General features: G+C 67.3%; 15 protein-coding genes. 9 read left to right on the forward strand and 6 right to left on the reverse strand.

All coding sequences use genetic code 11. The annotated features are described in order from the left end of the window. Positions 1-53: 53 nt before the first annotated feature. From G3446_RS12690 to tatA, 5 genes are all read right to left on the reverse strand, one after another. Positions 54-701, reverse strand: coding sequence for an SOUL family heme-binding protein (locus G3446_RS12690; protein WP_164453206.1), 648 nt, complete (start codon positions 699-701; stop codon positions 54-56). Between the two features lie 247 nt (positions 702-948). Further along, positions 949-4,119, reverse strand: a complete 3,171-nt coding sequence (locus G3446_RS12695; protein WP_164453207.1) for an efflux RND transporter permease subunit — start codon at positions 4,117-4,119, stop codon at positions 949-951. After that, entirely contained in the window at positions 4,116-5,297 is a 1,182-nt protein-coding gene (locus G3446_RS12700; protein ID WP_164453208.1) for an efflux RND transporter periplasmic adaptor subunit, read from the reverse strand. Before G3446_RS12700 ends, G3446_RS12695 begins: the two co-directional genes overlap by 4 nt. Before the next feature lie 256 nt (positions 5,298-5,553). Continuing rightward, the gene (gene tatB / locus G3446_RS12705) at positions 5,554-5,898 is read right to left on the reverse strand and encodes a Sec-independent protein translocase protein TatB (RefSeq protein ID WP_164453209.1); all 345 of its coding nucleotides are present in this window, start codon (positions 5,896-5,898) and stop codon (positions 5,554-5,556) included. A gap of 18 nt (positions 5,899-5,916) precedes the next feature. Further along, positions 5,917-6,189 carry a twin-arginine translocase TatA/TatE family subunit gene (tatA, locus tag G3446_RS12710; protein WP_164453210.1) on the reverse strand — a complete coding sequence of 91 codons (273 nt, stop codon included), beginning with the start codon at positions 6,187-6,189 and terminating at the stop codon, positions 5,917-5,919. Positions 6,190-6,451: 262 nt separating this feature from the next. Between tatA and rlmH the strand changes: the two genes are divergently transcribed. The 8 genes from rlmH to serB all read left to right on the forward strand — a co-directional run bounded on the left by rlmH (position 6,452) and on the right by serB (position 19,212). Next, a complete protein-coding gene (rlmH, locus tag G3446_RS12715; RefSeq protein WP_164453211.1) occupies positions 6,452-6,925 on the forward strand; it encodes a 23S rRNA (pseudouridine(1915)-N(3))-methyltransferase RlmH in 474 nt (157 codons plus the stop codon). 65 nt (positions 6,926-6,990) lie between these two features. Beyond that, positions 6,991-7,602 carry a Maf family protein gene (locus tag G3446_RS12720; RefSeq protein ID WP_164453212.1) on the forward strand — a complete coding sequence of 204 codons (612 nt, stop codon included), beginning with the start codon at positions 6,991-6,993 and terminating at the stop codon, positions 7,600-7,602. A gap of 234 nt (positions 7,603-7,836) precedes the next feature. Further along, entirely contained in the window at positions 7,837-9,291 is a 1,455-nt protein-coding gene (gene rng, locus G3446_RS12725) for a ribonuclease G (protein ID WP_164453213.1), read from the forward strand. A gap of 354 nt (positions 9,292-9,645) precedes the next feature. After that, a complete protein-coding gene (locus G3446_RS12730) occupies positions 9,646-13,686 on the forward strand; it encodes a YhdP family protein (RefSeq protein WP_164453214.1) in 4,041 nt (1,346 codons plus the stop codon). 291 nt (positions 13,687-13,977) lie between these two features. Next, complete coding sequence (locus tag G3446_RS12735) at positions 13,978-14,808, forward strand: carbon-nitrogen hydrolase family protein (protein ID WP_209262390.1); 831 nt, start codon at positions 13,978-13,980, stop codon at positions 14,806-14,808. An 84-nt stretch (positions 14,809-14,892) separates the two neighbouring features. After that, entirely contained in the window at positions 14,893-16,335 is a 1,443-nt protein-coding gene (tldD, locus tag G3446_RS12740; protein WP_164453215.1) for a metalloprotease TldD, read from the forward strand. Between the two features lie 92 nt (positions 16,336-16,427). Next, complete coding sequence (gene pmbA / locus G3446_RS12745) at positions 16,428-17,777, forward strand: metalloprotease PmbA (RefSeq protein WP_164453216.1); 1,350 nt, start codon at positions 16,428-16,430, stop codon at positions 17,775-17,777. A gap of 184 nt (positions 17,778-17,961) precedes the next feature. Next, entirely contained in the window at positions 17,962-19,212 is a 1,251-nt protein-coding gene (gene serB / locus G3446_RS12750) for a phosphoserine phosphatase SerB (protein ID WP_164453217.1), read from the forward strand. Between the two features lie 129 nt (positions 19,213-19,341). On the opposite strand, the gene nhaD is transcribed toward serB, so the two are convergent. After that, positions 19,342-20,778 carry a sodium:proton antiporter NhaD gene (gene nhaD / locus G3446_RS12755; RefSeq protein ID WP_164453218.1) on the reverse strand — a complete coding sequence of 479 codons (1,437 nt, stop codon included), beginning with the start codon at positions 20,776-20,778 and terminating at the stop codon, positions 19,342-19,344. 276 nt (positions 20,779-21,054) lie between these two features. Here nhaD and G3446_RS12760 point away from each other — a divergent pair, with 276 nt between their 5' ends. Then, entirely contained in the window at positions 21,055-21,747 is a 693-nt protein-coding gene (locus G3446_RS12760; protein WP_164453219.1) for an SDR family NAD(P)-dependent oxidoreductase, read from the forward strand. The last annotated feature ends 39 nt before the right edge of the window (positions 21,748-21,786 follow it).

Consider the following 21,786-nt stretch of genomic DNA (forward strand, 5'->3'; position numbering starts at 1 on the left):
CCACTGCCCACTGCCCACTGCCCACTGCCCACTGCCCACTGCCCACTGCCCACTCAGCCCTTTTGGCTCTCCGCAATTCGGATCATCACCTCGTTGCGACGCAGGAAGCCCGGGGTGAAGGGATCGTTGTAATAGGCGTAGACCGGGGCGTCCGCTGGCGAGAGGCCTTGTGCCTCCAGCCATTCCCGCAAGGCCTGCTCCTGCTCGGCGATGGTGGCGTCCGTGGTGCGCCCGCTGAACCTGACGGCGGCGACGCGCTGCGTTGGCAGCTCTTGGAGCCGGACATCCGGCGACGCGGGCGGCGGCAGCGCCTCGAGCGCGTAGGCCGCCGGCATGATGAAGCGCACCCGCCAGCTACCGTCATCCGCGGGCGCCTGGGTGACCGGGGCCGTCATGGGGATCTGCTCGGCGAGCTGTTGAGTGACCGGTGCGGTCATGGCGACGCGGTCGCCCGAGCGCTCCTTGGCGAAGATGTATCCAGCCAGCGGTGAGAAGCCCGCGCTCAGGGCCTCCTTGCGAGTGCCCTTGCGGGCCACCTCGGCGACCACCAGCGATGGGTATTGCCGGATCTCGAAGGGGCCTTCCTTGCGCACCACTTCATAGTCCGGCGTCTCGACGTTCTGAACGATGAGCACGAAGACCGCCATGGCGGCGGTCCCCAGCAGGACGAGGGAAGAGAGAATGATCAACAGGGTCTTCATGGGGATCGGCCGACCTCATTCGAATGGGACACTTTGCGTGCCGTCGCACGCGCTTGACCCTCATCTATGGCCGGCGATCGGGATTTCATGTCGTCTCCGCGTCCTTGGCTTCCAGGCGTCGGCGCGGGGGGCTTCAGACACCAGTAAGGTCTTGCCTCTCGGCTAGCCGAGTCCCTGTCCCCTGAATGGCGAAAGCCTGGCTGAGCTTCCCAGAGGATGCCAGTCGCGCTTTGCTGTTTTCGAGCGATCAAGATGCTTGGGTCGTCTCCGCGGCCTTGTTATCCGCCATCAGCCAGGCCCAGAGCCTTGACACCCGCGCATGCAGGCTCTCGTGGAGCGAGAGCAGCGCCGGCGTGAAGATGAGCACCAGGATGGTCGAGAAGCCGACGCCGAAGGCGAGCGAGACCGCCATTGGGATCAGGAACTGGGCCTGGAGGCTGGTCTCGAAGATCAGGGGTCCCAAGCCGACCACCGTGGTTGCCGAGGTCAAGAGCATGGCGCGCAGGCGTGAGACCGCGGCGTCGACCAGCGCGGTATCTATGTCCATGCCGGTGTCGCGCAGCTCGTGGTACATGCTGACCAGGATGATGGCGTTGTTGACCACGATTCCAGCCAGGCCGAAGAGGCCGAACAGCGACAGCAGTGTGAGGTCCAGCCCAAGGAGCCAGTGCCCGCCGACCGCGCCCACCAGTCCGAGCGGAATAGCCGTCATCACGACCAGCGGCCAGCCCCAGCTCCCGAACACGGCCGCTAGGACCATGTAGATCATCCCCAGCCCGAGGATGAGTCCAAGGCGCATATCCCCGAGGGTCTCACGCTGGTCGGCCGCGCGGCCCTCGAAGCTGTAGTCGATGCCGTATTCGCGGGCGAGCCGCGGCAGAAGCTCCTTGGAGAGGGCCTCGCGCACGTTGTCCGGCGTGCTGAGCGCACGGTCGATGTCGGCCGTCACCTCGACGGCGAGCCGGCCCTCCGCGTGGCGCAGCGCCTCGAAACCGCGCTGGGTCTCCCAGGAGGCGACCGTGGTCAGGGGCACGAAGCTGCCGTCCGGGATGCGAATGAGCAGCTGCTCCAGCGCGCTCAGACGGGTACGCTCCGCGCGCGGCAGCAGGACCCGGACCTCCAGCTCGTCCTGATCGACCTGGACGAGCTGGGCGAGGTGTCCGTCGAAGGCCGCGCGCAGCTGCTTGCCGAGGGTCTCCGTCGTCAGCTCCAGCGCCTGGCCGGCCGGAGTGAGCCGATAGATGAGCTGCTCGCGGCCGTAGGGCATGTCGTCGACCATGTCCGAGACGCCTGGCACGCTCTCCAGGCTCTGCTGCAGCGCCATCGCCGCATCCTTCAGCTTGTCGGCGTCGTCTCCGGTCAGCCGCACGGTGAGGTCGCGGCCCGGCGGTCCCGCGCGGCGCGAAGAGACGACCAGGCTCTCCAGGCCGGCCGGCATGCGGACGTTTTCGCGCCAGGCCGCCAGGAATTGCTCGTTGCGAACATCGCGGTCCTCCGAAGGCACGAGCTGAACCTGCACCGAGGCGAGCTGATCGCCCTTGCCCCCGCCACCGACATCCACCGCGACCGTCGACCCGAGCCGTGCGACCGCCGCCTCGATAAGTCCGTCGCCGAGCTCGGCCTCGGTCTCGATCAAGGCCCGCTCCAGCTCCTGGAGAAAGGTCTGGGTATGCGCGCGCGGCGTGCCCGCCACGAAGGTCGCATTCGCAAAGACGATCTGCGACTCCGGGGTGGGGAAAAAGACGAACTGCACCCGCCCGCCGGCGATGAGTCCGACGGCCAGCATCATGAGAACGACCACGATGCTCACCGTGACGCCGCGCCAATGCAGCGCCCAGACCACGAGCGGCCGGTAAACATTGTCGCGGAAGTGGTCGAAGCCGGCATTGACGCGCTGTCGCCAGCGTGGAACGGCCGTTGTGGCGTGATGCTCGAACGCGGTGCGCAGATGCGCGGGCATGACCAAAAAGACTTCGACCAGCGAGGCGATGAGCACCATGATGGCGACGAAGGGGATGTCGCCCAGGATGTTGCCCATGATGCCGCCGACCAGGATCAGGGGCAGGAAGGCGGCGACCGTGGTCAGGGCCGAGGCGGCCACTGGCCAGAACATGCGGCGCGCGCCGGCGATGGCGGCCTCGGCGGGCGCCAGGCCCTGGCGATACTTGGCCTCCGCATGCTCGCCGATGACGATGGCGTCGTCGTCGATGATGCCGAGCGTCAGTAGCAGGCCGAAGAGGCTGATCATGTTGATGGTGCCGCCGAAGGCCCAAAGCAGCGCCAGCGCCGCCAGGTAGGCGGTGGGAATACCCATGGCGACCCAGAAGGCCACGCGGCCGGGCAGGAAGACGAAGAGCATCAGCAAGACGAGCGTCAGGCCTTGCAGACCATTGTGCGTGAGGAGATCGATTCTGTCCTTGATGCTCTCCCAGCGGGCATCGAAGACCTGCAGCTCGATCGCTGGCGGCAGGGTTGGGCGGGTATCCTCGAGCCAGCTCTCGAAGACCTCAGCGGCCTTGAGCGAGTGCCCCCGCTCGGCGCGCTGGACGAGCAGCTCCACGGTAGCGGGTCGGTCGTCCCATGCCTCGCTAGCCGCGCCGCGCGGAATCGACGACAGCGTCAGGCTGGCTGGGCGCGCCTCGCGCACGATGGTGGCGACGTCGCCCAGTCGGACCAGGCTGCGATCGCTGCTGACGATCGGTAGATCCTCGAAGGCGATCGGGTCGCGCCTTTGCTCCAGACTGCGCAGCTCGCGCGCCCCGTCTGCCTCGCCGGCGATGCCCGAGGGGATGTCGCGTGCCAGGCGCGCGACCTGCTCGCCGATGCCATCCAGCGAGAGACCCAGGGTTTCCAGCACCCGGCCGGGCACCTCGATGGCGATGCGCTCCTCGGGCAGGCCGGAAATGTCGACGCGATCGACGCCACGTGCCAGCAGCTCGCGCTCGAACTGGCGCACCCATGGGCGGATCTCGGCCAGGCTCGGACCGGAGACCAGCAGCCTGGCGACCGGCTCGTAGCGCGATACGCGGCTGATCTGCGGGGTCTCCGCTTCTTGCGGCAGGTTGCGGAACTCGTCCACGCGCTGGCGGACCTGGTCGAGCGCGAGCAGGGGATCCGTGCCGTCCTGCAGCTCGAGCGACAGGTTGGCGATGCCTTGACTCGAGGTCGAGGTCAGCTTCTTCAGCCCATCGACTGTCTTCAGGCGCTCTTCGAGCGGGATGACGATCCCTCGCTCCACGTCCTCCGCGGCGGCGCCGCTCCAGACCACGCGCACGCTGACGATGTCCAGCGCGAAGGTCGGGAAGAACTGGATGTTCATCCGCGTCAGCGCAATGCCGCCCAGGATGAAGATCACTGCCATGAGGAGGTTCGCCAGCAGCTTGTGGCGGGCGAAGACCGCGATCAGTCCCTCGCTCACTGTAGCGGCTCCACCTTGAGGGTTTCGACCGCGTGGGGGAGATGGGTGACTAGGACGCGCGCGTCCGCCTTCAGCTCGGGAGCCCGGATGAGCACTCGGTTTTCGCCGGTATCGGGCGTCACCAGCTCACCGACACGCTGAATCCGCAGCCCTTTCAAGCGGCCGTCTTCGACGACGAAGATCCGGTCGCCCCCATGCAGCGCGGCAAAGGGCAGGGCCACGGTATCCGGCGCCCCAGGGCGCTCCAATTGGAGGCTGACGAAGGCGCCGAGTGGGGCATTGACCCCAGGAGCGAGCCGCAGCAGGGCGTCGACGCCTCGCGCGTCCGCTTCTCCGGACAGCCGTTCCAGGACCGCGGAGATCGGCTGTCCTGAATAGAGACCCTCGGCCTCGAGCCGTGCGCCCTTCGTCAGCGCCTCGCGCAGCTCGTCGCTGTAGGCGCCCGGGACCTTGGCGCGGATGTAGAGGCCGTCGAGCGGATAGAGGGTCAGGATGGTCTCGTTGGGCTGCAGCTGATCGCCTGCCGCGGCCTCGACGACGCCGATACGTCCGTCGAAGGGCGCCGTGATGGTGCCGCGCGCGACATCGCGCTCGGCCTCTTCCAGGGCGGCCTCCAGTGTGGCGAGGCGGGCCGGGTGCTCTGCGATCGACTGCTCGCGCAGGGTGACGGCCAGCTGGGCGCGCGCATACTGCTCCCTGGCCTCGTCGACGCTGGACACGGACCCGAGCTTCTTGGTTTGCACGGTGTTCGCGCGCTCCACGGCGAGTCGCCCCAGCTCCAGGATCTGGCGCTCGTGCTCCAGGGCTTCCCGATCATGGACCAGCTGGAGGCGCTCTTTCTCGAGGTCGGCCTTGGCCTTCTCCAGACGTGGCAGGAGGTCGCGTGGGTCTAGCTTGGCGAGCAGCTCGCCCTCCGAGACCAGGTCCCCGTCGCGGACGTTGATCTCGATGAGGCGCCCGGCGACCGGGGCCGCGGCGCGCACGCGATCCGGCGCCTCGATACGGCCGAACAAGGAAAGGATCGGGCGGTGCTCCGAGGGGGGCGCCGTCATCACCTCGACGCGCCAAATGCGCTCCTTGGGGACAACGGCAACAGGCACTGGTCGGCTTTCCTTGAGCATGAGGAAGGTCCCGATGCCCACGGCAATGATGAGGACAGGAAGGATGCGGCGCGACATGGTACGGCTATGAATCTCGCAGGCATGGCCGGTGCGCTCGCTAGCGGGCGCGCAAGCCGTTGGCGCGGGCGATTTCGCGAGCCCGCGCGGTGCTGGGTGTGGTTGGTTTGAGTCCGGTCGACCCGGCAGGTTCAGCGGGTCGCCATGCGGTCAGCTGAGCTGGGAGGACCTGACCGGACTTGCAGGGCTCCTCGCCGACGCCGACGCCGACGCCGACGCCGACGCCGGTCCGGGATTTCGATCCCTTAGAGGGTGCCTAATCTGTGCGGCGAGGGTCGTCTTCAACCCCTGCGGAGGGGAGGCGGGTCGCGCTCGAATCCGTGGTTTCGCGCGTGCCTTCCGCCGGTCGGACCGTCGTCTTCGGCGGCTCTTCGAGGATGGTCTCGAGCGGATTCGTCCTTGACTGGCGCTCGAGGACTTCCTTGAGCTCCTCGGTCTTCAGCTCGCGATCGATCTCCTGCTTGACGCTGGAGAGCGTCCGACGCGCCCGCCCGATCCACATGCCGGCCACTCGGGCGAGCTTTGGCAGTCGCTCGGGGCCGACCACGATGAGCGCGACCACGCCGATCAGCAGCAGCTCTTGGAAGCCAACGTCGAACATGGCTTAGGTAGGCCTCGCTCAGTCGGACGTCTTGGTGCCTTCGTGTTTGCCAGCTTGCGGCGCTGCGTCGGCCCCGGCGGTGCGCTGGGCGTCGCTGCGGCCCAATGCGGCCTGCTCGGAGGCGCTGTCCTCGTCCTCGTCCTTGTCGGGATTCGACATCGAGCTGCGGAAGCCGCGGATGGCTTCGCCGAGATCCGAGCCGATGCCTTTCAATCGCTTGGTGCCGAACAGCAGCACGACGATCAGGAGGATGATCAAAAGCTGCCAGATGCTGATGCCGCCGACTCCCATGGGTCTCTCCGTCTAGATGTCTTGTTGTAGGTCGCTTGCGCGGTGCCCCGACCCTGCGCGGGCGCTGCCCGTTCGTCGGGAGAGCGGCCGGTGCGCGTTCATGTCCGGGTGGGCGCGGATTCGCGATCATAACCGAAGCGCGATCACCCCGAAAGCGACTTGCGCTAGCCGCCACGCGCCGACGCCGAGGCGAGCGGGCGTTTACGTCGGATGACAATATGGGCGATGATGCCGGGCCGTTCGAGAGGCTCGAGGCAGAGGGTTGCGCATACATCTCATTAGCGTCGGACGGCGAATGCCGAGCTGGGTCGAGCAGGGCTATCGCGAATATGCCAAACGCCTGCCGCCCGAATGCACCCTGACGCTGGTTGAGATCGACCCGGTGCGGCGCACCAAGTCGACCTCTGTCGCGCAGGCCCGCGAGGAAGAGGGCCGCCGCATGCTCAAGGCGATTCCCAAGGGCGTGGCGGCGGTTGCGCTCGACGAGCGCGGCAAGGCCTGGAGCACGGAGATGCTGGCCACGGAGCTTGAGGCGTGGATGGGCGACGGTCGCGACCGTGCCCTGCTCGTTGGCGGCGCGGACGGCTTGGCGCCCGATTGTCTCGCGTGCTGCGAGCGCCGCTGGTCGCTGTCGCCGCTCACCTTTCCGCATCCACTGGTGCGCGTGATCCTCGCCGAGCAGGTCTATCGCGCCTGGAGTCTGACGCGGGGGCATCCCTATCATCGGGGAGGCTGAGCTGCCCGGAGGACTGGCGGCGCTTTCTTGAGTCCGTAGGCACGTACAAGGGCAGGAGCAAGGGAATGGGCGACGCTGACCCCCACATCTACCTCGCATCGCGGTCGCCTCGCCGGGCCGAGCTGCTGACTCAGATCGGCATTCGCTTTGTCCTGGCTCCGGCGGAGACCGACGAGACGCCAGGCTCCGGGGAGTCGCCGGAGGACTACGTCAGCCGGGTCGCGCTGGACAAGGCGCGCGCCGCGCGCGGCGGCCTGGGCTCTGCCGCGCCCCTACCGGTTCTGGCCGCGGATACCGCCGTGGTGCTGGGCGATCGGATTCTGGGCAAGCCGAGCGACGAAACCGACGCCGTCGCGATGCTGGAAGCCCTTTCGGGGCGTACGCATCGGGTTCTGACCGGGGTGTGTCTGGCGACCGGCCCGAAGGTGCTCTCCGCGATCAGCGCGAGCAGGGTCAGCTTCAGGCCGATCGCGGAGGAGGAGATGCGCCGCTACTGGAAGACCGGCGAGCCGCACGACAAGGCGGGAGGCTATGGGATCCAGGGCCTGGGTGCGCTCTTCGTCACGCATTTGCAGGGTAGCTACTCGGGTGTCATGGGGCTGCCGCTCTACGAGACGGGACAGCTCCTCGAGCGTGCGGGGATCCGCCTCATTGCGGCTAGCGATCCGGTGACTTGACGGTGCCGTCGGCGATCGGCAGTGGCCAGGAAGCTTCGCCGCCGCGGGGCGGCTCGATTCGGCGCGCCCACGGGGCGGGCGAATGGCTCGGCAAGCATCCAATGCCGGGCTGTCCACGACCTGGACGGGAAAGGCAATCGTTCGGCGGTTCCCCGAGGCCGCGTCGCCGGACGCTGCTTCGTCCCACGCTGATCGCTCGGAAACTCTAATGATAACTATCGAGTCCATGATCCTGTGAGCGAAGAGATCCTAATCAATGTAACGCCCCCCGAGACGCGGGTCGCCGTGGTCGAGAATGGCGTGGTGCAGGAGATCATCATCGAGCGCGCCGAGCGCTGCGGTCTGGTCGGCAACATCTACAAGGGACGCATCTGCCGCGTGCTGCCGGGGATGCAGGCCGCCTTCGTCGACATCGGTCTGGAGCGCGCCGCCTTTCTGCATGCCTCGGACATCATCGGACCCCAGGGTGAGCCGCGCGGCGACCAGATCCACGAGCTGGTCCACGAGGGCGACATGATCGTCGTCCAGGTCGTCAAGGATCCGCTCGGGACCAAGGGTGCACGCCTGACGACCAACATTTCCATCGCCTCGCGCTATCTGGTCTGCATGCCCGCGCTGGGCAGCACCGGCGTCTCCCAGAAGATCGAGGACGAGGAAGAGCGCCGCCGCCTGCGCGAGGTCCTGCAGCAGTACGTCGAAGGCCACGAGGGGGAGGGCGGATTTATCGCCCGGACCGCCGCCGAGGGGGTCTCCGAAGATGCCCTGCTGAAGGACATCGCCTTCCTCGCCAAGCTGTGGCTGGGCGTCAAGGATCGCTGTTCCGTCGTCAGCACCGTTGGCCTCATCCATGATGACCTGGCGCTCGCGCTGCGGGCCCTGCGCGATCTGGTAACGCCCGAGGTCGAGCGGATTCGCATCGACTCGCGCGCCATGGTCGACAAGGCTGCACACTTCGCCGCCAAGTACATCCCGGAGATCCAGGGCCGCATCGAGTACTATCAGGGCGAGCGTCCCTTGTTCGACCTCTACGGCGTCGAGGACGAGATCAAGAAGGCGCTCCAGCGCAAGGTCAGCCTCAAGTCCGGCGGTCATCTGGTCATCGACCAGACCGAAGCCATGACCACCATCGACGTCAATACGGGCGCCTTTGTCGGACACCGCAACCTCGAGGAGACCATCTTCAAGACCAACCTCGAGGCGGCCCAGGCGATTTGCCGTCAGCTGCGCCTGCGCAACCTCGGCGGCATCATCATCATCGATTTCATCGACATGACCGAGGACGAGCACAAGCGCCAGGTGCTGCGTGCCCTCGAGAAGTGCCTCGCGCGCGATCACGCCAAGACCCACATCACCGAGGTCTCCTCGCTGGGGCTGGTGGAGATGACCCGCAAGCGCACCCGCGAATCCCTGGAGCACGTGCTCTGCGAGCCCTGTCCCTGCTGCGGGGGCCGCGGCTCCATCAAGACCGCCGAGACGACCTGCTACGAGATCTTCCGCGAGATCCTGCGCGAATCCCGCCAGTTCGAGGTCGAGACCCTGCTGGTGCTCGCCTCGCAAGAGGTGGTCGACCGGCTCGTCGACGAGGAATCCGCCCACCTGGCCGAGCTCGAGGAGTTCATCGGCCGGCCGATCCGCCTGCAGGCCGAGGCGCTCTATACCCAGGAGCAGTACGACGTGGTGCTGATCTGACCGTCGAAACGAATCGCAATGGCGAAAGGACGCGAAGAGAACAAGGGATTTGCCGATGCATGCTCGGCTGACGATGGCCTTCTCGGCGGAAAGTGAATGACGCCAGCACACCCGAAGTCTCGATCCCCTCGGCGCTAAGCTGCTTCAATTCCACTGCCCACTGCCCACTGCCCACTGCCCACTGCCCACTGCCCACTGCCCACTGCCCACTGCCCACTGCCCACTGCCAATCGCCGAGGCCTCCCCTTGTTCTCGGTCAGCCTCAGCGTCACCTCTGAGCATGACGTTCTCGATCCTGCCGGGAATGGTCGAGAATAGAGGACCCCCAGGCTAGCAGCCGAGCGCTTCCACCCCATGCTCCTTCTGAAACGCCTTTCGGCGCATAGCTTCCGATTCGGCTTCGGCCTCCTGATTCTCGCTGCGCTTCTGGTCAGCCTGCTCACGCTGATTCAGCCCCTCGCCAATCAATTTCGTGACGAGGTTGCGCAGCTCCTGAGCGAGCGGCTGGGCTACCAGGTCTCGATCGGCGTCATGCGGTTGAGCACGAGCGGCTTCGAGCCGCGCGTGACGCTCGAGCGCGTGCGCCTGTCGAAGCCCGGCGGCGAGCTGGCCTTGAGCCTCAAGGCCATGGAGCTGGACCTGAATTTGCCCGCGAGCTTTCGCAGCCGAGCGCCTCAGTTCGATGCCTTGACGCTAATCGGGGCGCGGCTCGTGGTCGAGCGGCTAGCGGACGGGCGCTGGCGGATTCTCGGCTTGGGGGGGCTGCGCAGCGACGATCCCAAGGCCTTGGAGCTGTTTCTGCGCCAAGGGCGGCTGAATCTTGCGGACAGCGAGGTGGTCTACGTCGATCATCTAGCCGGGGCCAAGCTGGTGCGGCTGATTGGCCTGAGGCTGAGTCTGGAGAATTCCGGGCGCCGTCATCGGCTGCGCGTCGGCGCGCGCCTGATCCCGCCAGATCCCATCCTTTCCGAGCCGTCCGGGCCTCCTGGCGCGGCGGAAGCGAGCCGGTCCGAAGGGGATCGGATCGAGGTGATCGCGAATCTCGATGGGCCGGCCGAGGATCCTCGGGCTTGGCGCGGCCGGGTCTACGCCAAGCTGGATGTCGCGGACGCCGGCATGCTGCTGCCGTCGCACCGTCTCGACATTGGCCCCTTGGAGACCCGGGGACTCGTCCTGGAATCCTGGGCGCGGCTCGAGGCCGGCCTGCCGGATCAGGTGCTGGTCGGCGTCGCCCTGTCCGGCTTGGAGGCCACCTTGCCGCCGTTCTTGTCGGCTGGGGACGAGACTGGCGGCGCCTCGCGGCCGCTTTCCGTGAGTCGGCTGAAGGCCTGGGCGCGCCTGCGTCATCAGGCCTCCGGTTGGCAGCTGCAGCTGGCCGTGAAGGAGGCCGAGCTGGCAGGCGCCGCCTTCTCCGGCTTGAATGTCGACGCGCGGTTGACACCTGCCTGGCAGCTCGCCGGCTTGGGCGCCACGGCAGCTGAGCTGGATCTGGCCCAGGTGGCGCGGGCGCTGGCCTCCTCGCCTTGGGAGCCGCCCGGGCCGGTCCGTCAGCTGCTGGACCGCAAGCCGCGCGGCCTGGCGCGCGAGCTGGCCCTTGGGGCGGCGCCTTCCGGCGCTGGGGACGGACCCTGGGCCTGGCGCTGGCGCTTGTCGACCGAGGTTGCAGGTCTGGCGCTGGACCAAAGCGGCTCGATCCCGGGCTTCGAGGGGCTTGATGCGCGCGTAACGGCCGACGATGGCGGGGGTGAGATCCAGCTCGGCGCGCGGCAGATGACCCTGGATCTCAATCCGGTGTTCACCCTCCCGATTCCCCTGAGCCGGCTCGACGGGCAGCTCCTTTGGCATCAGGACCCGGCTGCCGGCTGGCACCTGGAGGCGCGCGACATCCTCGTGGAGAACAGAGATCTGCATGGCAGCGCGCGCCTCAGTCTCGATCTGCCGAGCGATGGCGCCAGTCCCTTCCTCGACCTGCGTGCCAACTTCCGGGATGCGGACGCCAGCCAGACGCGCCGCTACCTTCCAGCGGGTATTCTGGTGCCTGAGCTGGTGGACTGGCTCGAGGGGGCAATTCGCGGTGGCCGCGTGACCCAGGGCGACGCCATCTTTCGCGGCCGACTGGCCGATTATCCCTTTCGCGCCAATCAGGGGCGTTTCGAGCTCCTGCTGAGGTTCCAGGACCTGCTGCTCGATTATCAAGATGGCTGGCCGCCGATCGACTCGGCGACGGGATCGCTGCGCTTCCTCAACGAGGGGTTGAGCATCCGGGTCGATGGGGGCCGGATCTACGACAGCGCCTTTTCCAACGGGCGCGCCGATATCCCCGAGCTCTGGGGCGTCCAGTCCATGCGCATCCATGGCGAAGCTCAAGGCCCCTTCAGTGATGGCAGGCGCGTGCTGAGCGAGAGCCCGCTCGCCGCCGACCTCGGGCAGCTCGCCAAGGCGCTGGAGGTTACGGGCGAATCTCGGCTTGTCCTGGACATCGATCTGCCCTTCGTCAAGGGCCGTGGCATCGGCGTCGCGGGGCGTTTGGACTGGCCCGGCGCGGCGACCCTGGCCGTCGCCGACACACCGCTCGAGCTTTCGGATCTGACCGGCGAGGTGCGCTTCACCGATCAGGGGCTGAGCGCGGATGACCTCGGCGCCAAGCTCTTCGGGCGCGCCCTGAAGCTTCGCATCGCGACCCAGGGTGCCGGGGATCCGCAGACGTCGCTCACCCGCATCGAGGCGCGCGCCGAGTCGCCGGTCAAGTCGCTTGCCGAGAGGTTTCCGTCGCCGATGTGGAGGCTCGCCGATGGCCGGCTCGACTGGCGGCTGGCAGTCGATTTCCGCAATCTTGACGTCAAGAAGCCCAATCTTCCGCTGGATTTCCGGTTGTCGTCCGACCTGCGCGGCCTGTCGCTCGACCTGCCCAAGCCGCTCGGCAAGTCCGCCAAGGCCGCGCGCGAGCTGGAGCTGGAGGGCGCCTTGATCCCAGGCCGCTCATTGACGCTCGTCGGGCACTTGGGTGAGCTGGGAGGCAATTTCCGCTTCGATCTGGCTAAGCCGCGCGCGCGGCTCGCGGGAGGGCGGCTCAGGCTGGGCGCAAGGTCGGCGCCGGCGCCGACCGCGTCCGATCTGGTGCTCGACGGGTCGGTGTCGGCGCTCGACCTGGACGCTTGGATCAAGTGGGCGGATGCTCAGGAGGCTGACGCCGGGCCTGGTGTGGCCGGGGCTGCCTTCCGTCTCGACCTGGAGGCCGGCGAGCTTGGGCTCGCCGGCCTGGGGCTGAAGGGCGCCCGCCTGGGACTGGAGCCGGAGGGCGGCGGCTGGCAGGTCCGCTTGAGCGCGGTCGGGCTGAGCGGGCGAATCGAGGTGCCGCCCAAGGGTGACGGGCGTCCGCTGGGGCTGAGCTTCGCGAGCCTGGACCTCGAGGCCCTGCGAGGCGCGGCGAAGGCCTCCGACAAGCCAGCTGAGGTGCGCATGGAAAAGCTGCCCTCGCTGGATGTGCGGGTCGCCGAGCTGCGCTGGGGCAAGGCCTTGCTGGGCTCTCTGGACCTGAGTCTGCGCAATGAGCTGTCGGCTAGCAATGGGGCGTCGCGTCTCAGTGTCCCGAAGATCGAGCTCGCCGGGCCAGGGCTGCTCGCCCTGCGGGGCGAGGGCGGTTGGGAGCCAGGTGTCGAGCGTGGGCGAAGTCGCGTGGATCTCCACATCGAGACCCCAGATCTCGGGCGTCTGCTGACCGAGCTGACCGACCGGAAGCTCCTGGAGGCCGTCGACGCCTCGGCCCAGGTGAGCCTGAGCTGGCCGGGACCGCCGACGGATTTCGCGCTGCCCTTCGCCGCCGGGTCCATCGGTCTGGAGGTCGGCAAGGGCCGCTTCCTGGAAGTCGAGCCGGGCGTCGGCAGACTGCTCGGCTTCTTGAACTTCAGTGCCCTGGGGCGTCGGCTCGCGCTTGATTTCAGCGATCTATACGGGCAGGGCCTGGCGTTCGAGCAGGTGACGGGAAAGGTGGCGATCGATCGGGGAAAGGCCAGGTTCGAGGGTTTCGTGATCGATGGCCCGGCCGGCAAGGTCATGGTCGCCGGCTCGACGGATCTGCGCTCCGAGCAGTTCGATCAGACCGTAACCGTGGAGCCCAAGCTCGGCTCGAGCGTCGCCCTGGCCAGCGCGGTCGCGGGCGGACCCGTGGTGGGCGCGGCCGTCTACCTGGTCGACCGCGTGGCGGGCAACCCGATCAATCGCCTGGCGCGCTACCAGTACAAGGTCAGTGGACCCTGGGGACAGCCCGAGCTGACACGGGTCGGCTGGGAGCCCTTGGTCAACCGGGGGGTGCTGGCGCCTCAGCAGGGCGCGAGCCGAGACGAGGGGGGCGCTCGGCCGAGGCGCGAGACCAATCACTTTCTGGACATCGAATGAGGCTGCCGGGGAGGCGCTGGCTCGATGCCATCCTGACAGATCCGCCGACGCGCCTGTCGAGACCCCGAGTTCCTGTGCTGGTCGAAGTGGTGGTATGGTTACAACAGAGCGAGCAGGGAAGCCGGCGCCATGCGTCCTTCGTTCTTGCTGGCCAGGCAGGCGCGAGCCGCGTCGAGACGGCGTCCCATTCATGAAGAAGGCCGCCCCCTGGCGCCGCTACCGTCGGCATGATCCCATGAATTGGAAACTGCGCGAGCTGCAGCTAGGCCCGCGCTGCACTCACTGAGCATCATGAAAGAAAAGTACAAGGTCGGCGCGGTCCAGATGGCGACCGGGCCAAACGTGAGCGCGAATCTCTTCGAGGCCGAGCGCCTCATCAAGGAGGCTGTGGAAGACGGTGCGCGCCTGGTCGTCCTCCCCGAGAACTTTGCCTTCATGGGCAAGGAAGACTCCGATCAGCTCGCGGTCAGAGAGGCCGATGGCGACGGTCCCCTGCAGTCCTTTCTGGCGCGCGTGGCCAAGCAGCATGGCGCCTGGCTGGTCGGCGGGACCATTCCCATGGTGGCCAGCGACCCGGAGAAGGTCCGCTCCGCCTGCCTGGTCTTCGACGACCAGGGCCAGCGGGTCGCGCGCTACGACAAGATCCATCTGTTCGACGTCAACCTGCCCGGGGTGGACGAGCGCTACCGCGAGTCGGCCATCATCGAGGCCGGCGATGCGATGGTCGTCGTCGACAGCCCCTTCGGCCGGCTCGGGATCGCCGTCTGCTACGATCTGCGCTTCCCCGAGATGTTTCGCCAGATGCTGGATAGCGGGGTCGAGATCCTCGCGATCCCCTCGGCCTTCACCGCCATCACCGGCAAGGCCCACTGGGAGCCGCTGGTGCGCTCGCGCGCCATCGAGAATCTGGCCTATGTCGTCGCCGCGGCTCAGGGCGGCTTTCACCTCAACGGGCGGGAGACGCATGGACATAGCATGGTCGTGGATCCCTGGGGAACCATCCTGGCGCAGGTGCCGCGCGGCAGTGGCTACGTCTGCTCGTCGCTCGACCGGGAGTTCCAGGATTCGGTGCGTCGCAGCTTCCCGACCATCCACCACCGTCGTTTGAAATGCGGTGTCTGAGGCCGCAGTCTTCAGTCAACACGATCATTAGGCTAGCTATCAGAGCTGACGCTTATCATTCCGCCGAGCACTCAGACGTTCACCATGACTGATCCCATCGCTATCGCCCGCGACAGTATCCTGGCACCGGCCGGCCTGGCCGAGTCGGATCTCGACCGCCTGCTCGGGACCCTGACCAGTGCCTCCATCGACGCGGCGGACATCTACTTCCAATACAGCCGGCTGCAATCCTGGGTGCTCGAGGACGGTATCCTCAAGGACGGCAGCTTCAGCATCGAGCAAGGGGCCGGGCTGCGCGCCGTGAGCGGCGAGAAGACCGGCTTCGCCTATTCGGACGAGCTGCATTTTCCCGCGTTGGCGCAAGCCGCCGAGGCGGCGCGCGCCATCGCACGCAGCGGTCAGGAGGCTCGCGTCCAAGTCGGCAAGGCGCCGATGGAGCGCCGCCTCTACGACCCGCTGAACCCGATCGAAAGCCTGCCCGATCAGGACAAGGTCGCGCTCCTGCAGCGCGTGGACGCCGAGGCGCGACGCCAGGATCCGCGCGTGCGGGAAGTCGTCGCCAGCCTGGTCGCGGTGCAGGACACCGTCATGGTGCTCGCGGACGACGGCACCCTAGCCGCGGACGTGCGGCCGCTGGTGCGTATGAGCGTGAGCGTGATCGCGGAAGACAATGGCCGTCGTGAGCAAGGCGCCAGCGGTGGCGGGGCCCGAGCCGATCTGGGCTATTTCCTGCTGGAAGACCGTGCCCTCGGCTTCGCCCGCGAGGCCGTGCGGCTCGCGCTCACCAACCTCGAGGCGGTGGATGCGCCGGCCGGCAGCATGACCGTCGTTCTGGGCGCCGGCTGGCCGGGCGTGCTGCTCCACGAGGCCGTCGGACACGGGCTCGAGGGCGACTTCAACCGCAAGGGCAGCTCGGCCTTCGCCGGCCGCATCGGCGAGCGGGTCGCCGCCAAGGGCGTGACCGTGGTCGATGACGGCACCTTGCCGGGGCGTCGCGGCTCCCTGAACATGGATGACGAGGGCACGCCGACCCAGAACACCACCCTGATCGAGGACGGCATCCTGCGCGGCTACATGCAGGACAAGCTCAACGCCCGTCTGACCGGCTCCAAGCCCACTGGCAACGGACGGCGCGAGTCCTACGCACACCTGCCCATGCCGCGGATGACCAACACCTATATGCTCGCGGGCGAGCGCGATCCGGAAGAGATTATCGCCTCGGTCGATAAGGGGCTCTACGCCGTCAATTTCGGCGGCGGCCAGGTCGATATTACCTCCGGCAAGTTCGTCTTCTCCGCCAGCGAGGCCTACATCATCGAGAAGGGTCAGCTCGGCCGTCCGGTCAAGGGCGCGACCCTGATCGGCAACGGGCCAGACGTGCTCACCCGCGTCAGCATGATCGGCAACGACCTCAAGCTCGATGAAGGTGTCGGCACCTGTGGTAAGGAAGGGCAGAGCGTTCCTGTCGGCGTCGGGCAGCCCACCCTGAAGATCGACTCCCTGACCGTCGGCGGAACCAGCAAGTGAGCTGCCGCGCGCCCTTCCGTAGCGAGAGCCGGAGGCGCACGAGAGGACAATCCACCTGACACCTGACACCTGACACCTGACACCCGGACCCCATGCCTACCGCGACCATCGAAAACACCGAGGAGCGCCTGGCGCGCCTGCAAGAGACTATCGACGACCTGCTCAAGGAGGCCAAGCGTCAGGGCGCGAGCGCGGCGGAAGCCTCGGTCGGCAGCAGCTCCGGGCTGGAGGTGACCGTGCGCCTCGGCGAGGTCGAGACCGTCGAGCACACCCGTGACAACGGGCTCGGCGTGACGGTCTATTTCGGTCACCGCAAGGGCTCGGCCAGCACCTCCGACCTGAGTCCGGCCGCTGTGCGCGACGCGGTCCAGGCCGCTTGCGCCATCGCCCAGCACACCCAGGAAGACCGCTGCGCCCATCTGGCCGATCCCGATCTCTTGGCGACCGAGGTCCCTGATCTCGATCTCTGCCACCCCTGGGCGATCGAAGTCGAGGAGGCGATCCAGCTCGCCGTGGCCTGCGAAGACGCGGCGCGTGGCTTTGATCCGCGCATCGTCAACTCCGAAGGCGCGAGCCTGTCGACCGGCTTTGGCATCCATGTCGCCGGCAACAGCAACGGCTTCATGGGCGGCTATCCAACCACGCGTCACAGTCTCAACTGCGCAGTCATCGGCCAGGAAGCGGACATGATGCAGCGCGACTACTGGTGGACCACCGCGCGCGCCGCCTCCGACCTGGATTCGGCGCGCTCGGTCGGCGAGCGTGCCGCCGAGCGAACCGTCTCGCGCCTCGGCGGGCGTCGCCTGGGCACCTGCGAGGCGCCCGTGCTCTTTCGCGCAGAGGTTGCGACCGGGCTGCTGCGGAGCCTGGTCTCCGCCATCAACGGCAGCAGCATCTACCGCCGCTCCAGCTTCCTGCTCGATCAGGTTGGCGAGCGCATCTTCCCCGACTTCGTGCGCATCTATGAAGAGCCTCACCTGCTGCGCGGGCTTGCGAGCGCTCCCTACGACGGCGACGGCGTCGCCACTCGCCCCAAGGATCTGGTGACCGAGGGCGTGCTCCAGACCTATGTGCTGGACGCCTACTCGGGGTGTCGTCTGGGCTTGCCCACCACGGGCAATGCTGGAGGTGTGCGCAACCTGCGCATCGAGATGGGCGACAAGGACCGCCAGGCCATGCTCCGCGAGCTGGGCACGGGTCTGCTGGTCACAGAGCTCATGGGGCACGGCGTCAACGCCGTCACCGGCGACTATTCGCGCGGCGCCTCGGGCTTCTGGGTGGAGAATGGCGAGATCCAGTACCCGGTCGAGGAGATCACCATCGCGGGCAATCTCAAGAAGATGTTTGCGGGGCTGGTCGCCGTGGGCAACGATTGCGACTTCCCCGGCAGCACTCGCACCGGCTCCTGGCTCATCGACCGCATGACCATCGCCGGGGAGTAGGCTTAGAGCCGCCAGCCGCGTGGGAGCGCCGCCCCGGCGCGACGAGGCCTGCTCCGAACGTCCCAGTCCAGGTGCGTCGCCGCTACGAGGCTCACGCCAAGCGCCATCGCGGATCCTGCCGGGCAGCAGGGCATCGATGGCTCTACAATAGGTGGCCTTTTCTCAGCCCGCCCAGAGCCCTCCGATGAGCGAAATCGTCCTGATCAACGTCACGGGTGAGGACAGGCCCGGTATTACCGCGGCCCTCACCAAGATCCTCGCCCGGTTCCACGTTCCCATCCTCGACATCGGTCAGTCGACCATCCACAACGCCCTCGCACTCGGTCTGCTCGTCGAGCTGCCGCGCGAGGGCGGCGACTGCGGCGTCTTTCGCGAGCTGCTCTTCTGCGCCCACGGAATGGGCCTGGATATCCGCTTCACGCCGATCGACGCGGACGACTACGAGGGCTGGGTGCTCGATCAGGGCCAGCCGAGACACATCCTCACGCTCCTTGGGCGCGAGATCGACGCCGAGCACATCGCCCGGGTCTCCACGGCCGTCGCCGAGCGTGGCCTCAATGTCGACCGCATCGTTCGCCTGACCGGGCGGATCTCCCGCCGCGAAGAGCGCCCACACCCGCTCGCCTCGGTCGAGCTCTCGGTGCGCGGTGCCGTCGACGAGCTGGCCGAGCTGCACGCCGCGCTCCTGGCGCTGGGGCAGAGCATGGATGTCGACGTCTCCGTTCAGGAGGACGACATCTTCCGGCGCAACCGTCGTTTGGTCTGCTTCGACATGGACTCGACCCTGATCCAGACCGAGGTCATCGACGAGCTGGCCGCGGTCGCCGGGGTGGGAGATCAGGTCGCGGCCATCACCGAGCTCGCCATGCGCGGCGAGCTGGACTTCCAGGAGAGCTTCCGCCGCCGCATGGCCCTGTTGGAGGGCCTCGACGAATCCGTCCTCGCCGGCATCGTCGAGCGTCTGCCCATCACCGAGGGCGCGGACCGGCTCATCGCCAGCCTCAAGCAGCTCGGCTACAAGGTCGCCATCCTCTCCGGCGGCTTCACCTACTTCGCCGAGCACCTGCAGCGCCGCTTCGGGGTGGACTACGTCTATGCCAACCGGCTCGAGTTCCAGGACGGCAGGCTCACAGGTCAGGTTTCCGGCGATATCATCGACGGCAAGCGCAAGGCCGAGCTGCTGCGCGAGATCGCCGCGCGCGAGGGCATTCGGCTCGAGCAGGTCATCGCCGTCGGCGATGGCGCCAACGACCTCCCCATGCTCTCCATCGCCGGCCTCGGCATTGCCTTCCATGCCAAGCCCATCGTCACCCAGCAGGCGCGCCACGCCATCGCCAACGTCGGGCTGGACGGTATCCTCTACCTGCTCGGCATGCGGGACCGGGATGTCGAGAGCCTCCAGCTTCCAGCTCCCAGCACCCAGCGCTCGGCCTGACGAAGCGCGCTTTCACCGTCTCCGGAGGCCAGCAAGACATTGCGCCCTTCTGGGGCGCATTGTCTCGTAGCGCTGGCGGCTGGCGGCTGGCGGCTGGCGGCTGGCGGCTGGCGGCTGGCGGCTGGCGGCTTACCCCCCGCTTGCCGGAATCGAGAAGGTCCAGAAGTTGACGATCAGGTGCGTGAGGATGCTCGCGAAGTAGCCGAGCGCGATGTACTTGGTCCAGCGCAGGTGCTCGAAGAAGGTGTAGATGCCGCGCGTCTGACCCATGAGCGCGACGCCCGCCGCCGAGCCGATGGAGAGCAGGCTGCCGCCGACGCCTGCGGTCAGGGTGACCAAGAGCCATTGGCCCTGCGACATGTCCGGATTCATGGTGAGGACGGCGAACATCACCGGGATGTTGTCGACGATGGCCGAGAGGATGCCGACCAGGGTATTGGCCGCGGTGGCGCCCAGGTCGACATAGGCCAGCTCGGAGACCAGCCCGAGGTAGCCGATGAATCCCAGTCCGCCGACGCAGAGCACGACGCCGTAGAAGAAGAGCAGGGTGTCCCACTCGGCGCGGGCGATCTTATTGAAGATGTCGAAGGGCATGGTGTCCTCGACAGCGCCCGCCTTGACGGTGGCGAGCTCCCCGGTTCGGCCCAGGTAGTAGCCGAAGATCTTCAGATAGGCCAGGCCGGTCATCATGCCGAGCACCGGCGGCAGATGCAGGAAGTTGTGCACGCACACGGCGGTGGTGATGGTGGCGAGGAAGAGCAGCACGATACGCCGCGCCCCGCGCTTCATGTGGACGTCCTCTTCTTGCGGCGGCGGGGTCTCGTCCGGGACGGCGCGGTACATGAAATAGGCCGGGACCACATAGTTCACCAGCGATGGGAGAAACAGCAGGAAGAAGGTCTGGAAGTCGATGACGCCCTTCTGCCACACCATCAGCGTGGTGATGTCGCCGAAGGGGCTGAAGGCCCCGCCCGCGTTCGCGGCTACGACGATATTGATGCAGCCGAGCGCGACGAAGCGCCTGCTCTCCGCGCCGACGGCCATCACCACGGCGCACATGAGGAGTGCCGTGGTCAGGTTGTCCGCCACGGGCGAGATGAAGAAGGCCAGGAAGCCGGTTATCCAGAACAGCTTGCGGTAGCCGTAGCCGCTGCGCACCAGCCAGACACGCAGAGCCTCGAAGACGTTGCGCTCTTCCATGGCGTTGATGTAGGTCATGGCCGCGAGCAGGAAGAGGAAGAGCTCGGCGAACTCCAGGATGTTGTGACGCACGGCCTCGCCGACCGCCTTGGAGTCGCCGTGGTGCGTCGTGTAAAAGAGGGCGATGAGAATCCAGATGATGCCTGCCGCCAGCACGACCGGCTTCGACTTGCGGAGGTGCGTAAACTCCTCCGTCATGACCAGTCCGTAGGCAATGACGAAGATGATGATGGCGGTATAGCCCACCCATGTCGTGGTGAGGTCGAGGTGGTTGGCGCCGACCGATGCGAGGGCCAGGCCGGGGAGCAGCAGCGCGGAGAATGCGACGAGCAGTCGGGTGAGTGAGCGATTGCGCGCGGTTGGCATCAGGCCTCCCGTTGGTGACTGATTCGAGACGAGTGGAAACGGATCGCGATGGATTCTCGCGGCGCTATTGTGCCGTGAAAGCCTTGGCGCGGCACCTGAAAGGCATATTCGGTATAGGGTTGGCTGGGGGGCAAGGCAGGCTGCAGCCCAAGTGACGCATGCATCCTGTCGCCTCCGGCTGGCGTTTGAAAAGTCGGTCAGGATCACAATGTCCAGGTTTTGAAAAGATTCTCTCGGCCCGTCGACCCGGCCGAGATCCTGCCCGGACGCAGATCAATGACTGGAATTCTCATCATTGGCGCGACCAGCGGCATCGGCCGCGCCCTGACCGAGACGCTCTCCGAGCGTCATGAAATCTGGACGGCCTCGCGCTCGTCCGCCGATGCCTCAGACGAGCGGCATATCCACTGGGATGCGACGGCAGGACCCTTTCCGGACGAGGCCCTGCCGGAGGCGCTCAGCGGTCTGGTCTACTGTCCGGGGAGTATCCGTCTCGCCCCCTTCGGACGTCTGAGCGACGCCGCCTTCCGCGAGGACTTCGAGCTGAATCTGCTCGGCGCCGTGCGGGCCATCCGGGCCGCGCTGCCCGCGCTCAAGGCCGGGGGAGACGCGAGCATCCTGCTCTTCTCGACGGTTGCGGTGTCCCTCGGGATGCCGATGCATGCCTCCATCGCGGCGGCCAAGGGCGCGGTCGAGGGCCTGACCCGCTCCCTCGCGGCCGAGCTTGCGCCCGGCATTCGCGTCAACGCCATCGCGCCCTCCCTGACGCAGACCCCGCTCGCCGCCAGTCTGCTGAAGACGGATCGCCAGCGGCAAGGGGCGGCGGAGCGCCATCCGCTCGGTCGTGTCGGGAGGCCCGAGGACATCGCCGCGACGGCCGCCTTTCTCCTCTCGCCCGAGTCGAGCTGGATGACCGGACAAGTCCTGCGGCCTGACGGCGGCATGAGCAGCCTGCGCCGCTTCGGCTGAGCACGGCTATCCGCCGGCCCAGGCTGGGGCCGGCTCCCT

The organism is Thiorhodococcus minor (assembly GCF_010820565.1).
Taxonomy (GTDB): Bacteria; Pseudomonadota; Gammaproteobacteria; order Chromatiales; family Chromatiaceae; genus Thiorhodococcus; species Thiorhodococcus minor.

What these genes read in the sequence shown, in the direction of transcription:
- tldD (WP_164453215.1), top strand. Translation starts at nt 14,893, where the DNA reads ATGACTGATCCCATCGCTATCGCCCGCGACAGTATCCTGGCACCGGCC.
- G3446_RS12730 (WP_164453214.1), top strand. Translation starts at nt 9,646, where the DNA reads ATGCTCCTTCTGAAACGCCTTTCGGCGCATAGCTTCCGATTCGGCTTC.
- nhaD (WP_164453218.1), bottom strand. Translation starts at nt 20,778, where the DNA reads ATGCCAACCGCGCGCAATCGCTCACTCACCCGACTGCTCGTCGCATTC.
- G3446_RS12735 (WP_209262390.1), top strand. Translation starts at nt 13,978, where the DNA reads ATGAAAGAAAAGTACAAGGTCGGCGCGGTCCAGATGGCGACCGGGCCA.
- pmbA (WP_164453216.1), top strand. Translation starts at nt 16,428, where the DNA reads ATGCCTACCGCGACCATCGAAAACACCGAGGAGCGCCTGGCGCGCCTG.
- G3446_RS12760 (WP_164453219.1), top strand. Translation starts at nt 21,055, where the DNA reads ATGACTGGAATTCTCATCATTGGCGCGACCAGCGGCATCGGCCGCGCC.
- G3446_RS12700 (WP_164453208.1), bottom strand. Translation starts at nt 5,297, where the DNA reads ATGTCGCGCCGCATCCTTCCTGTCCTCATCATTGCCGTGGGCATCGGG.
- G3446_RS12720 (WP_164453212.1), top strand. Translation starts at nt 6,991, where the DNA reads ATGGGCGACGCTGACCCCCACATCTACCTCGCATCGCGGTCGCCTCGC.
- tatA (WP_164453210.1), bottom strand. Translation starts at nt 6,189, where the DNA reads ATGGGAGTCGGCGGCATCAGCATCTGGCAGCTTTTGATCATCCTCCTG.
- serB (WP_164453217.1), top strand. Translation starts at nt 17,962, where the DNA reads ATGAGCGAAATCGTCCTGATCAACGTCACGGGTGAGGACAGGCCCGGT.
- tatB (WP_164453209.1), bottom strand. Translation starts at nt 5,898, where the DNA reads ATGTTCGACGTTGGCTTCCAAGAGCTGCTGCTGATCGGCGTGGTCGCG.
- G3446_RS12690 (WP_164453206.1), bottom strand. Translation starts at nt 701, where the DNA reads ATGAAGACCCTGTTGATCATTCTCTCTTCCCTCGTCCTGCTGGGGACC.